Origin of the sequence: Marinomonas communis (assembly GCF_004363305.1) — a bacterium.
GTDB lineage: Bacteria > Pseudomonadota > Gammaproteobacteria > Pseudomonadales > Marinomonadaceae > Marinomonas > Marinomonas communis.
In genome coordinates, this window is record NZ_SNZA01000007.1 from 19,429 (window position 1) to 32,796 (window position 13,368).

General features: G+C 47.0%; 12 protein-coding genes. 6 read left to right on the forward strand and 6 right to left on the reverse strand.

The window, feature by feature from the left end; genetic code table 11:
* Positions 1-84: 84 nt before the first annotated feature.
* Positions 85-408 (forward strand): ferredoxin FdxA, encoded by a 324-nt coding sequence (fdxA, locus tag C8D85_RS16710; RefSeq protein WP_133564916.1) that lies wholly within the window; start codon positions 85-87, stop codon positions 406-408.
* A gap of 1,091 nt (positions 409-1,499) precedes the next feature.
* On the opposite strand, the gene C8D85_RS16715 is transcribed toward fdxA, so the two are convergent.
* Positions 1,500-2,702: an EAL and HDOD domain-containing protein gene (locus tag C8D85_RS16715; RefSeq protein WP_133564918.1), complete on the reverse strand. Its 1,203-nt coding sequence runs from the start codon at positions 2,700-2,702 to the stop codon at positions 1,500-1,502.
* Between the two features lie 160 nt (positions 2,703-2,862).
* On the opposite strand from C8D85_RS16715, the gene ilvD reads away from it, so the two are divergent.
* From ilvD to C8D85_RS16730, 3 genes are all read left to right on the forward strand, one after another.
* The gene (gene ilvD, locus C8D85_RS16720; protein WP_133564920.1) at positions 2,863-4,707 is read left to right on the forward strand and encodes a dihydroxy-acid dehydratase; all 1,845 of its coding nucleotides are present in this window, start codon (positions 2,863-2,865) and stop codon (positions 4,705-4,707) included.
* 75 nt (positions 4,708-4,782) lie between these two features.
* Positions 4,783-5,625, forward strand: a complete 843-nt coding sequence (locus C8D85_RS16725; RefSeq protein ID WP_133564923.1) for a 23S rRNA (adenine(2030)-N(6))-methyltransferase RlmJ — start codon at positions 4,783-4,785, stop codon at positions 5,623-5,625.
* A gap of 40 nt (positions 5,626-5,665) precedes the next feature.
* A complete protein-coding gene (locus C8D85_RS16730; protein WP_133564926.1) occupies positions 5,666-6,889 on the forward strand; it encodes a PAS domain-containing protein in 1,224 nt (407 codons plus the stop codon).
* Positions 6,890-6,942: 53 nt separating this feature from the next.
* Here C8D85_RS16730 and C8D85_RS16735 read toward each other — a convergent pair whose 3' ends face one another.
* Both C8D85_RS16735 and folA read right to left on the reverse strand, forming a co-directional pair.
* A complete protein-coding gene (locus tag C8D85_RS16735) occupies positions 6,943-7,371 on the reverse strand; it encodes a secondary thiamine-phosphate synthase enzyme YjbQ (protein ID WP_133564928.1) in 429 nt (142 codons plus the stop codon).
* Between the two features lie 3 nt (positions 7,372-7,374).
* Complete coding sequence (gene folA, locus C8D85_RS16740; protein ID WP_133564930.1) at positions 7,375-7,875, reverse strand: type 3 dihydrofolate reductase; 501 nt, start codon at positions 7,873-7,875, stop codon at positions 7,375-7,377.
* 74 nt (positions 7,876-7,949) lie between these two features.
* Between folA and C8D85_RS16745 the strand changes: the two genes are divergently transcribed.
* Positions 7,950-8,801, forward strand: coding sequence for a thymidylate synthase (locus C8D85_RS16745; RefSeq protein ID WP_133564933.1), 852 nt, complete (start codon positions 7,950-7,952; stop codon positions 8,799-8,801).
* A gap of 75 nt (positions 8,802-8,876) precedes the next feature.
* On the opposite strand, the gene lgt is transcribed toward C8D85_RS16745, so the two are convergent.
* The 3 genes from lgt to C8D85_RS16760 are packed head-to-tail and all read right to left on the reverse strand — an operon-like array spanning position 8,877 to position 12,517.
* Positions 8,877-9,674, reverse strand: a complete 798-nt coding sequence (gene lgt, locus C8D85_RS16750; protein ID WP_133564935.1) for a prolipoprotein diacylglyceryl transferase — start codon at positions 9,672-9,674, stop codon at positions 8,877-8,879.
* A gap of 22 nt (positions 9,675-9,696) precedes the next feature.
* A complete protein-coding gene (gene ptsP / locus C8D85_RS16755) occupies positions 9,697-11,985 on the reverse strand; it encodes a phosphoenolpyruvate--protein phosphotransferase (protein ID WP_133564937.1) in 2,289 nt (762 codons plus the stop codon).
* Between the two features lie 31 nt (positions 11,986-12,016).
* Positions 12,017-12,517, reverse strand: coding sequence for an RNA pyrophosphohydrolase (locus tag C8D85_RS16760; protein ID WP_133564939.1), 501 nt, complete (start codon positions 12,515-12,517; stop codon positions 12,017-12,019).
* Positions 12,518-12,651: 134 nt separating this feature from the next.
* On the opposite strand from C8D85_RS16760, the gene C8D85_RS16765 reads away from it, so the two are divergent.
* The gene (locus C8D85_RS16765; RefSeq protein WP_133564941.1) at positions 12,652-13,317 is read left to right on the forward strand and encodes a histidinol-phosphatase; all 666 of its coding nucleotides are present in this window, start codon (positions 12,652-12,654) and stop codon (positions 13,315-13,317) included.
* Positions 13,318-13,368: the final 51 nt, after the last annotated feature.

The window sequence follows — 13,368 nt, forward strand, 5'->3', positions numbered from 1 at the left end:
ACGGCCAATTGTTCCTTGCCGCTTCACAGCCTATGCCACTAAAATACTGGCAAAATTTTGAACTAATTCTAGGAGAGAAGTCGAATGGCTTTCATCGTTACTGACAACTGTATTCGTTGTAAATACACAGACTGTGTAGAAGTCTGCCCAGTTGATTGTTTTTACGAAGGTCCAAACTTTCTAGCAATTAACCCAGACGAGTGTATCGACTGTGCACTGTGTGAACCTGAATGTCCTGCGGGCGCGATCTTCTCTGAAGACGAACTGCCAGATGGCCAAGAAGTGTTCGTTGAGCTAAACCAAGAGCTTTCTCTAATTTGGCCAAACATTACGGAGCAGAAAGACGCACTTCCAGATGCAGCAGAATGGGACGGCGTTGAAGACAAGCTTGAGCACCTAGAGCGCTAAGTTTGAGACGTTTTAAAAGAAGCAGCTTCGGCTGCTTTTTTTTATGCCTCGGGAAAGATAACTTGATAAATCGCAGGCAAAGAAAAAGGCAGCCTAGGCTGCCTGTTTTTTGCTCTATTCCGTTAAAGCGATCGATCCTTGAAGATGCGAATCCGTCGCCGTTAATCCGTAACTTGCCATCTTTGGCCTACGCTTGAGTCCGTCAAGCTGTTTGTCCTGTAAAATCCGTCTTCGAAGTGATCCGTACTTCAATCCAGTCATCCCACAAAGCTCCTTGCTTTGCTGCACTTCTCTGTGCATCTCAATCCGTGAGCTCCCTTTGGATGTCTTTAATTTACCTCATCCAGAGAAACTTGCAACTCGCCGGAAAAACACCAATAATAAACTATTACCATTAAATTCAATGACTTAGGAACTTTCAATCCTCAATTTTCCGTTATTCCTTGCATATTACTGAAATTCCTTACGCTTATGTCAGATTCGCCCTACAACGCTATTCACTTGGATTAAACCATTAAGAAGAAATCAGGGGGGATTAAGTAAGCTTTGAACTTATTCGAACAGAATAGATGCCGTGAACACAGCTAAAGTTGATTAGATCATCTACGGAAATTGAAAAAGAAAAGGGCAGCCTAAGCTGCCCCGTTTTTGCTCTAGTCCTTTAAAGCGCTCAGTCCATGAGTGTGCGAATCCATCGCTGTCAGTCCGTAACTTGCCACCTTGGCCTATAACTCTATTCCGTCGAGTTAGTTTGTCCTGTCAAAATCCGTCTTCAAGTGATCCAATCACTCTACTCCAGTTATCCCACAAAGCTCCTTGCTTTGCTGCACCTCTATGTGCTGTCTCAATCCTTGAGTTCCCTTTGGATAGGCTAAATGTACTCTAATTTTGGCAACTTGCAACTTACAAAGAAAACCGGAAAACCAGATAAAAACAATATAAATCAATGCGTTGCACTTTTCTCATCAGAATTTTTCCGTTAATTCCACTAACATTACCGAAAAGCCTTACAGCCCTGTCAGAATCCCCTTACAAACCTATTGGTCAGGATTAAATTTATCGGCGTCTTTTTGAGGCTTTGCCAGTCTTTGTTAGACCGCTGCGCGGAAGCCTTCTACCCATTTCACAGCTTCAGCGTATGTTTGTGCGAGCGTTTTCATGTCTTCTTCAGACTTAATCGGACGATTTTTTTCGTAGGCTTCAATCAAGTCGAGGGTGTATCCCACTCTTCCTGACCGTTCTAAGATAGCTCCCGTAAATTCAAGCGGCAACGGTAACTCAGATAAGATGTCTTCTAAATCCACGCCCACGCACACATCAATCATCGACAACATTCCTGCTAGAAAATAGCGTTCTTGATTTGCGTATTGTTGAGATTGAGCGAACAGCTCAGCATGCTTAGCGCGGAGCAGAACCTGGGCTTGAAGTACCTCTCGATCTGCAGTCATTTCTGACATTAAGAGTAAGTTGGTAATGGACTTTAGTTGCTCAGTTCCTATGAGCATGATGGCTAAACGAAGGGAATCAACCGAGGCCACTAAGCCCATCAAAGGGGAATTCAGATATTTTAAAAGCTTGTGCACCAGGCCAATGTCTTGGCTAACGATATTTTCAAGTTCCGCGATCGACATATCATTGGCTTTCATCAAAGAGGCCATTAGCTGCAACAACGTCATTTGATTAACATTGGATGCCTTTTTAGACAGCGCTTGTGGCTTTTCAAAAAAGTAGCCTTGGTAGTAATCCACTTCTAACAACTTAGCGAAGTGATAGTCTTCCCACGTCTCAATCTTCTCTGCGATGATTTTGACGTTGTAAGGGCGCAACGCTTCCACTTGCTGATGAAATGCTTCTTTACCCAATGCCAGCATATCGAGCTTGATGTATTCGGCAATTTCAACAAACGGTGCCAGTTTTGGCTCAAAGACAAAATCATCTAAAGCGATTTTAAAGCCTGCATTGTGCCAACGTCGTAATGATGCCAGCAATACGGCATCAAAGCCTGCGTCTTCAAGCACTTCAATCACGGTATGATCTTTAGGCAGCGGCACACCACTTGGATTAACCAAGTACCCTCGAGGAAAGTTTACAAAGGCTTTGCCAGTACCAACGATATTATGTAATCCAAGATCTAGTAAACACGCGGTGATCACTTGCGCCGTTGCACCGACTTGGTCATAAACATCCGCATTATTAGCGCGTACATCGCGACGATACAACAGCTCATAACCAAAGGTGGATAGCGAATTATCGACGATTGGTTGTCGAGCTAGCGCGACATTGTGATACATCATATGTCCTAGATACCTTTTAACCGTTCACGGCACTTGTTCAAAGTGTGCATTAATATAGCGTCTATTTACGCAGTATATTGCCAAATTTCGCTTTGGGCGAGAGCAATAAACTTGGTAACATGAGCGGATAAAGAAAGCAAAATAAATTGTGGGGATACAAATGCCAACATACCGCTCCAAAACTTCCACCGGCGGCCGTAATATGGCCGGTGCTCGCGCCCTATGGCGTGCAACAGGCATGAAGGACGAGGACTTTCATAAACCAATTATTGCAGTTGCCAACTCATTCACGCAGTTTGTACCAGGGCACGTACACCTAAAAGACCTTGGACAACTTGTCTGCCGTGAGATCGAAGCAGCGGGCGGTGTAGCAAAAGAATTTAACACAATTGCTGTGGATGATGGCATTGCCATGGGTCATGACGGCATGCTTTACAGCCTACCATCACGTGACCTTATTGCTGACTCTGTGGAGTACATGGTCAATGCGCACTGTGCGGATGCACTGGTATGTATTTCTAACTGTGACAAGATCACACCAGGGATGCTAATGGCTGCTCTGCGCTTAAACATTCCAGTAATCTTTGTTTCTGGTGGACCAATGGAAGCGGGTAAGACTAAGCTTTCTGAACACAAACTTGACCTTGTTGATGCCATGGTTATCGCGGCAGATGACAGCGTTTCAGATGAAGTCGTTGCCGAAATCGAACGTTCTGCATGTCCAACATGTGGTTCATGTTCTGGTATGTTCACCGCGAACTCTATGAACTGTCTAACAGAAGCACTTGGTCTAAGTCTTCCAGGTAACGGTACTGTGGTTGCAACCCACGCTGACCGTGAGCGTCTGTTCCTAGAAGCTGGCCGTCGCATCGTTGAAATCACTAAGAACTACTATGAAAAAGACGAAGAGAAGTGGCTACCACGCTCTATCGCGACATTCGAAGCGTTCGAAAACGCAATGACCCTAGACATTGCTATGGGTGGTTCAACTAACACTATCCTGCACTTGCTAGCGATGGCTCGTGAAGCGGGCGTAGACTTTACAATGAAAGACATCGACCGTCTTTCTCGCAAAGTACCACAGCTATGTAAAGTGGCACCAAACACTCAGAAATACCACATCGAAGACGTACACCGCGCTGGCGGTATCTTTGGTCTACTCGGTGAATTAAACCGTGCGGGTGCCCTACATAACCAAGTACACACTGTTCACTCTGACACCATGCTTGATGGCCTTAAGAAATGGGACATCATGGACTCACCAACGCCAGAAGTGGTGGAGTTCTACAAAGCAGGCCCTGGTGGTATCCCAACTCAAGTAGCCTTCAGCCAGTCATGCCGTTGGCCAACACTTGACGGCGACCGTGCGAACGGCTGTATCCGCTCTCTTGAAAACGCTTTCTCTCTAGAAGGCGGTCTAGCGGTTCTTTACGGTAACATCGCGCTAGATGGCTGTGTGGTTAAGAGTGCTGGTGTAGACGAGTCGATCCTTGTATTTGAAGGTCGTGCCCACGTAACAGAATCTCAAGATGAGGCGGTTAGCAACATTTTGGCTGACAAAGTGGAAGCTGGCGATATCGTAATCGTTCGTTACGAAGGCCCTAAAGGCGGCCCCGGCATGCAAGAAATGCTCTACCCAACGTCTTACATCAAGTCTAAAGGTCTGGGCAAAGCCTGTGCCCTACTGACTGACGGTCGTTTCTCAGGTGGTACATCTGGCCTATCCATCGGTCACGTTTCTCCAGAAGCGGCTGCGGGTGGCGCTATCGGTCTAGTAGAAAATGGCGATCGTATCTTGATCGATATCCCTAACCGTTCAATCAACGTATTGCTTTCTGACGAAGAGCTAGCCGCTCGTCGTGCCGCGATGGAAGCAAAAGGCGCTGCGGCATGGAAACCAGCCGAAGTACGTCCTCGTAAAGTATCGCCAGCTCTAAAAGTCTACGCACACTTTGCAACCAGTGCGGACAAAGGTGCGGTACGCGATCTAGATCAGCTTGATTAATTCATACTGATACCAACCTCAAAGCCGTTCCTTAACCTGAGGAACGGCTTTTTTAATGATACTGGACACAACACGATGCTAAGTTATCGACACATTTACCATGCCGGCAACCATGCCGATATATTAAAGCACTTGGTTGTGAGCCAAGTTTGCCGACACTTAACCAAGAAAGACGCACCGTTTTTCTACCTTGATACCCATGCAGGCATTGGTTTATATGAGCTGGCATCAGATCAAGCTCAATTGAATCAAGAATATGACACGGGGATCAGCCGCTTAATGGAGCGCAGCGACTTGCCTGAGCCTCTTGAGCAATTTGTCGACCTTGTTAAAGACTTAAACCCAGAAGCTAAGCTTAACGTTTATCCTGGTAGCCCGATGGTGGTGAATCACTATCTGCGCCAGAAAGATAAACTGCACTTGTGCGAACTGCATCCAAACGACTACCCACTGCTTGCTTCACTTTTCCCCAAAAAAAGAGTCGCAAATGTGGTAAAAGAGGATGGTTTCCAAGCGGTTAAATCTATGCTGCCACCGCCACAAAAGCGTGGTTTTGTGTTGATGGACCCGCCTTATGAAGTCAAAACGGATTACCAGAAGGTAGTAAAAGCACTAGAGGAAGGCCATAAGCGTTTTTCACAAGGCACTTACGCAATATGGTATCCTGTGTTAAATCGACGCCAAGCAGATCAGTTGCTTAATGCCGTCGAGGCAACCAAAATTAGAAACACATTGTTACTGGAATTAAATATTCGCGGTACAGAAACCAAGCGCGGCATGGCTGGCAGTGGCATGATCATTGTTAACCCACCTTGGACACTGGAAAAGGAAGCGGAAACGTTTCTACCGTATTTAAGTGACGTGTTGGCGGAAGACCAAGACGCCCACTTTCAACTACGCTGGATTACACCAGAGTAACGCTCATAGGCGAGCATGCTGATTTGATAAGGAGCCCAAGATGTCGATTCCCTTTCCTACTGCCTTTCACCATATGCCGACACCAGCGTTTGTTGCTGAAGTCAGCAGCGGCGATATCGTAGCAGCCAATGCCAGCCTAGAGCATCTTTACCTAAACGTTGGAGCGGCTCGACAAAATACTTGGTCAAGCCTTGTCAACGATGCCTCATCGCAGCTTTCCGAGATTGTCACCAAAGTTCAACGGGGGGAAGTGGAGCGCATCAGTGCACGTCTTGAAGTAGGTGACCGTACATTAAGTGCCGAGATCTCGATTATTGAGCTCGATGACCAGCATATACTGGGTTATATCTCGCATACGGAGCACTTGGACTTTAGTGTCGCAGAAAACACCTTGCTTAAGTTCGCACTGACAGAATCCTCGGCAGGTATTTGGATGTGGGAAATCGAGGGCGATACCATTTCATGCTCTCAGTCCATTGCCTCCTTGTTAGGCTGTTCACTGGAAGAAACGCCTCACAGCGCCGAAGGCTGGCATGATCGTGTTCACAAGGACGATCTACCGAAAATGATGCGTACGATACAAGAGCACATCAAGCATAAGCAGCGCTACTACGAAGCCGAATATCGCATTCGACGTGGTAATGATGAGTACATTTGGGTGCGTGAAAGAGGTCGCACTTACAGCCAAGATGCTAGCGGAAACGTGGCTAAAATCATCGGCTTTATTGAAGACATTAGTCCTCAGAAAGCGCTAGAGGAGCATCTACGCTCTCAAGCAACCTTTGATGAGCTAACCGGACTTTTAAACCGCGGTGCAGCGTTAACGCACTTCACCAAACAACTTGGCCTTGCTCGTCGCCAGTATACCCCGCTCACCATGGCCAAAATTGACCTGGATGCGCGTGGCTTACTAGCGGACATGCCTCTAGAGCAGCGCAACACAGCGATCCATACGTCTGCTCGCTTTATCTATAAGAAGATACGTGAGGCGGATATTTTAGCTCGTGTCGCTCAAGACAAGCTGTTGTTATTATTGCCAAATACCAGTTTAAAAGATGCTCAGAAATTAATTAATAGCTTCTTAAAACCAAGCCAAGAAGAGCTAAAAGTATTAGAGTTTTCGGATGCCAGCCACCTTAACCTTTGCGTTGGCTTAGCCACCTTCCCTGAAGACGGCGAAACCATCGAAGAACTGGCACAAAGTGCTAACTCAGCGGTGGAAAAAGGCCGAACGTCGGGCGTCGCTATTTCCATAGCAGAATAATCCATATCTCAAGCCAAACTAAAAAAGGAGCCGTGGCTCCTTTTTTAGTTTGATTACCAAGATCGTTCACCTTGCAGCGTTAATACTATGCTGCGTGCGCCACCATGATTTCGGTGCTCACAAAGGTAAATCCCCTGCCAAATTCCCAAGTTTAAATCCCCATTCGTCACGGGAATATTCAAACTTGAACCAAGAATGCTGCTCTTAAGGTGCGCAGGCATGTCGTCGCTCCCCTCGTAAGTGTGCTGATAATAGGGCTCATTCTCCGGCACCGCATGATTAAAGTAGCTTTCAAAATCAACACGTACCGTAGGATCGGCGTTTTCATTGATGGTCAATGACGCAGAAGAATGCTTAATAAAAACATTCAGCAAGCCTATATCGAGCTTTCGAAGCTCTGGTAGCTGACGCAAGATCTCGTCCGTGACCAGATGAAAGCCACGCTTACGCGGCGACAGCTTGATCTCTTTTTGCAACCACATGGCTTAGCCTTTTTGGTAAACACTAAAACGGTAGTCGTAAGGGTTTGGGCCTTCTGCCGCAAACGCTTCTTCGCCTATCTTTTCATAGTTTTCCCAGTTTACTTCTGGGAAGAATGCATCGCCTTCGATCTCAGCATCCACATGAGTAATGTAAAGGCGGTCTGCACGCTCTAGAGCAAGTGAGTAGATTTGTGCGCCACCAATGATCATGACTTCTTCTTGACCATCTACAAGACAAATATCTTCACCCAGTTGAATCGCTGCATCCAAAGAGCTGACAACATCCACGCCTTCAGGCTGGTAGTCTGGGTTGCGGCTGATGACGATATTACGACGACCTGGAAGCGGCTTACCGATTGACTCAAACGTGTTGCGCCCCATTACAATCGGCTTGCCCATGGTCGCTTGCTTGAAGTACTTCAGATCATTTGGCAAATGCCAAGGCAAGGAATTATTAACACCGATGACACGGTTAGACGACATAGCAACGATTAGGGATAGCATTCTCACTCCAATACACACTGAGGGCAATTTGATATACTCTGCGCCAATATTATACCGACCATGGACTCAATTGCATGAAACAATATCTGGATCTTTGTCGTCGCATTATTGACGAAGGCGAATGGGTAGCAAACGAACGCACAGGCAAACGCTGCCTAACCGTGATTAACGCTGACCTAACCTATGATGTCGGTGCTGGTGAATTCCCATTAGTCACGACTCGAAAAAGCTACTGGAAATCTGCAATTGCCGAAATGATGGGCTATTTACGCGGCTATGATAACGCAGCCGACTTCCGAGCACTGGGCACTAAAACTTGGGATGCTAACGCCAATGAAAATCAGACGTGGCTAAATAACCCTTATCGCAAAGGCGAAGACGATATGGGGCTTTGCTATGGCGCGATTGGTCGTAACTTTCCGAAGCCTGATGGCGGCACGGTCGATCAATTACGTCAAATCGTGGATGATCTATCAAAGGGCGTAGATAACCGTGGCGAGATCTTCACTTTCTACCATCCTGGCGCACTCCATATGGCTTGCTTACGCCCATGTATGTACAGTCATCACTTCTCCCTTTTGGGCGACACCTTGTATCTGAACAGCACTCAGCGTAGCTGTGACGTGCCTCTAGGGCTTAACTTCAATATGGTGCAAGTGTATTTCTTGCTCGCCATCATGGCACAAATCACAGGTAAGAAACCAGGCAAGGCCTATCATAAAATCGTCAACGCACACATCTACGAAGATCAACTTGAGTTAATGCGTGATGTACAGCTTAAGCGCGAGCCACTGGCGGTGCCGACGTTTAAAATCAATCCAGCTATCAAATCACTGGAAGACTTAGAAACATGGGTAACATTGGATGACTTCGAGTTAGAAGGCTACGAGTTCCATGATCCCATCTCTTATCCTTTCACGGTCTAACTGTTACGTCCTGCTAGAAACAACAACGCCGTATCATTGATACGGCGTTGTTGTTTTCGAGACAGGCAAAGTCTTTTACTTTTGTGGGTAACGTTGCATTTTGAAACCAAACATCAAAAGCGCGATACCTAATAAAACCATTGGCGTGGATAAAATCTGCCCCTGTGTTAACCAGCCAAAGGCTATGTAGCCCAGTTGCGGGTCCGGCTCTCGCACGAATTCCACTAGAATTCGGAAAATGCCGTAGAACAATAAGAACATACCTGATACGCAGTAACGTGGTTTGGATTTCTGCGAGAAAAACCAAAGTATCGTAAATAGAGCGACGCCTTCTAGCGCAAATTGATAGAGCTGAGATGGGTGACGTGCCAGCTGAAGCGGATCCGTCGGGAAGATCATCGCCCAAGACACATCAGTCGGTTTCCCCCAAAGTTCAGCGCCAATAAAGTTGCCAAGACGTCCAAGCCCTAGGCCAATCGGAACAAAGGGTGCGCCAAAATCCAATATATCGATGATGTGCTTTTGGGTTTTACGAGAAAACCACCACATGGCGGCAATAACACCTAATAACCCACCGTGGAATGACATCCCACCTTCCCATATACGGAACAGCACCAATGGATTATCAACAAAGGAAGGGAACTGATAAAACAGAATATAGCCGATGCGCCCACCAAGGATAACTCCCACCGCCCCAAAGAAAATCATGTCACTGACTTGCTCTGGCGTCCAAAGACCATTCGAACGCTTAGCGCGATAAACGCCTAGGTAATAAGCGGAAACAAAGCCAATTAAGTACATAAGGCCATACCAATGAATGGCAATAGGGCCGAGCGATACCGCTACCGGATCGATATTTGGATAGGCAATCATAAAAGTCTAATCGTTGGTTAGGTTATTGTAGAGCGGCCGTCTTCGACGGACGAATCAAGCGTTCGACACCGGCTTCTCGCGCAAGTTTCATCATGGTCTGGCGCACTGCATCGGAATGCACTAACGGCAACACCTGACGAAGCATGTCTTGCGCCTGCTCCATGGTCAGTTTACGTAGTACTGCTTTGACTTTCGGTAGGCTGGTTGAGCTCATCGATAACGTGTCATAACCCATCGCCATGATCAAAATGGCACCAAGTGGATCACCGGCCATCTCACCACATACGCTGAGCTTCACGCCTTCTCCTTTGGTGCGCTCGACAATGTCAGCTAAGGCACGCAACACCGCTGGGTGGAAGGTATGGTATAAGTTTGCCACTCGCGAATTATTTCGATCCACCGCAAGCAAATATTGAGTCAAGTCGTTACTGCCCACCGACATGAAGTCGACCATGCCAGCAAGCTCTTTGGCTTGATATACGGCACTTGGCACTTCGATCATAACACCAACCAAAGGCATCACAACATCATAACCTTCCTCTTTGACTTCAGCGTAGGCGCGACGTATCAAAGCCAACGCTTCTTCTACTTCAGCCACGTTGGAAATCATTGGCAACATGATTTTAAGGTTATGTAAGCCTGCACTGGCTTTAATCATGGCACGAATCTGCGCCATGAAAATTTCGAGGTGATCCAGTGTGACACGAATACCGCGCCAGCCAAGGAATGGGTTTTCTTCGTTAATTGGGAAGTAAGGTAGCGCCTTATCCCCGCCAACATCTAACGTACGAATCGTTACTGGTGCTGGGGCAAAACCTTCTAATTGCTGACGATAGATCTGCTCTTGTTCTGCTTCGGTCGGGAAACGGTCACGGATCATAAACGGTACTTCGGTACGGTAAAGCCCGACACCTTCGGCACCACGGTCTAGAGAGCGATGAATATCTGCAAGCAAGCCTGTGTTCACATACAAACCTATTCGCTGGCCATCTAATGTCTCACAGGGCAGGTCTTTAAGCTGTTCGTATTCACTTTCTAGTTGGCGCTCTTCATCCACAATCTGCTGGTAGCTGTCGATGATGGCTTCAGAAGGATAAGTAAAGATCTGACCAGAATAGCCATCGACGATCATATCGATCTTATCGAGTTTGCTATACGGCAAATCGACCGCCCCCATAACCGTGGGAATCCCCATTGCACGCGCCAAAATTGCCACGTGAGAACTGCTGGAGCCCATTACAGAAACCAGACCTTTGACTTTTTCGAGGGGAAATTCGCCTAGCATCGATGCCGTCAACTCTTCACTCACCAAAATCACTGGCTCGGTTAAGTCTTCGGTAATGCTTGGCGTTTTCTCTTGCAAATGCGACAAGATGCGTCGACCAAGATCGCGAATATCCGACGCTCGCTCACGCAAATAGGGATCTTCCATTTGCTCGAAGAAAGAAATATGCAGCTTAATCACCTGGCGAAGTGCACCAGGGGCCCAGTTTCCTTCTTCGATTTTGCTAACAATTTCAGCAGCCAAAGAGTTATCGTCGAGGATTTTTAAGTACACATCAAACAAAGCTTTTTCGTCACTGCTGATGTGCTGACTTAAACGACTGCTAACTTTTTTAATGTCACTACGAACCGCTTCTAAAGCTTGGTAAAAGTCTTCAATCTCAGACTCTGTACTTTGTGGAATACGATCTGGAATGACATCCAAATCCGCAGGAGGGAAAATGACCACAGCTTTGCCAATGGCGACACCAGAGCTTCCTGCAATGCCCTTGTATCGAAAATCCGAACCAGGTGGCGGTGTATTAGGCGTTAGAGACATCATCGCCCCTGTCGCCTCAGCATGAGCAATTACACCCGCCAACTGTGCTGACAAAGTGATTAGAAAGGCTTCTTCACCTTCATCAAAGCGACGGCGCTCTTCGTGCTGAACCACCAATACGCCAAGCACCTGACGGTGGTGAATAATCGGCACACCTAGGAAGGATTTGTAACGCTCTTCGCCGGTACCACTTAAATAGTGGAACGCTGGGTGAATATGCGCATCCTCTAGGTTCACAGGCTCAGCACGGCGCCCAACCAAACTGACCAGACCTTCATCCGATTTTAAGCTGAGCTTACCCGCAGCATCAGCGTTTAAGCCGCGGGTCGCCATTAAGATATAATCTTGTGTGTTGGGATCCACTAAGTAGATTGAGCATACTTCAGAGCGCATCGCACGTCTTACACGTCGTACGATGATGTCCAGCGCAGCCTGCAATGACTGTGCTGCCGTAACCTCTTGAGTGATTCGTCTCAATAAACTTAACATAAATCCTCTACTTTCTTGAGCAGGACTAAGCTTATGCGGGCTTGTTCCTACGCTTTAGCCATCGATGTGCATTAGGGACTAACTCCTTAAGTGCACGGCGATATACATCCTTTTTGAACGCTACGACCTGGCCCAACGGATACCAATAACTTACCCAGCGCCACCCATCAAACTCAGGGCAATCTGTACCATCGACACACACGCACGCATCAGCGCAGCGAATGGATAGCAAAAACCATTTCTGTTTCTGTCCAATACACAGGGGTTTGCTATTATGGCGAAGCATTCGCTTCGGTAAGCGGTAACGTAACCACCCTCTTGTTCTACCGACTATCTCAACTTGATGGGGTTCTAATCCCACCTCTTCCTTAAGCTCTCGGTACAACGCCTCTTCAGGGGTCTCATCCGCTTTTATGCCGCCTTGGGGGAATTGCCACGCGTTTTGTCCAACACGCCTCGCCCAAAGAAGCTGGCCACGCTCGTTCATGAGGATGATGCCAACATTCGGTCTGTATCCGTCTGCATCAATCACGAGCTCTCACCTTATAACTAAAATCTAATGCTCATCATTGTTCCATAATTCGGTGTTCCACACAATTAATCGGGATGTTATTTGTCAATGCCATCGCTATACTGTGCAACACAATTTAATCAATAGGTGATGCTGTGACACTGGCAATTTTTGACTTAGATGGCACGCTACTAAGCGGCGACAGCGACTACAACTGGGGACAATTTCTTGTCGAGAAAGGCCTTGTAGACGTAAAGGAATACAAAGAAGCAAACGATCGTTTCTTTGAACAATACCAAGCGGGCATTCTGGATATTTTTGAATACCTTGCGTTTAGCCTTAAACCTCTGACACGTTTTAGCAAAACGGAGCGCGATGCACTTCATGCAGAATTCATGGACACAAAAGTGCGCCCAATGATGCAAGAAGAAGCCACCAAGCTATTGAAGCATCATAAGGATCAAGGCCACTTTCTGCTCTTGATCACGGCAACCAACCAATTTGTTACAGGTCCTATTGCTGAAGCACTGGGCATGGACCACATTATTGCGCCTGTGCCAGAAGTCATTAACGATGAATACACAGGAAATGTAGTGGGCATTCCGAGCTTCCAAGAAGGCAAAGTGACACGTCTAAACGATTGGCTGAAGGAAACGGGGCACTCTATGGAAGGCAGCTATTTCTACAGTGACTCACGCAATGATTTACCACTGCTTGAGTTAGTAGACCACCCTATTGCCGTGGATGCTGACCCAACACTGACCGACATCGCTAAAGAGCGCGGCTGGCCGCATATCTCTCTACGCGGTAATTCTATGTAATACGGTCTAGTAACCAGTAAAGATGAAAAAACGCAGCCTCGGCTGCGTTTT

Bases quoted from the DNA above. Each gene is read 5' to 3' on its own strand.
- fdxA (WP_133564916.1), top strand. From the start codon at position 85: ATGGCTTTCATCGTTACTGACAACTGTATTCGTTGTAAATACACAGAC.
- C8D85_RS16715 (WP_133564918.1), bottom strand. From the start codon at position 2,702: ATGATGTATCACAATGTCGCGCTAGCTCGACAACCAATCGTCGATAAT.
- ilvD (WP_133564920.1), top strand. From the start codon at position 2,863: ATGCCAACATACCGCTCCAAAACTTCCACCGGCGGCCGTAATATGGCC.
- C8D85_RS16725 (WP_133564923.1), top strand. From the start codon at position 4,783: ATGCTAAGTTATCGACACATTTACCATGCCGGCAACCATGCCGATATA.
- C8D85_RS16730 (WP_133564926.1), top strand. From the start codon at position 5,666: ATGTCGATTCCCTTTCCTACTGCCTTTCACCATATGCCGACACCAGCG.
- C8D85_RS16735 (WP_133564928.1), bottom strand. From the start codon at position 7,371: ATGTGGTTGCAAAAAGAGATCAAGCTGTCGCCGCGTAAGCGTGGCTTT.
- folA (WP_133564930.1), bottom strand. From the start codon at position 7,875: ATGCTATCCCTAATCGTTGCTATGTCGTCTAACCGTGTCATCGGTGTT.
- C8D85_RS16745 (WP_133564933.1), top strand. From the start codon at position 7,950: ATGAAACAATATCTGGATCTTTGTCGTCGCATTATTGACGAAGGCGAA.
- lgt (WP_133564935.1), bottom strand. From the start codon at position 9,674: ATGATTGCCTATCCAAATATCGATCCGGTAGCGGTATCGCTCGGCCCT.
- ptsP (WP_133564937.1), bottom strand. From the start codon at position 11,985: ATGTTAAGTTTATTGAGACGAATCACTCAAGAGGTTACGGCAGCACAG.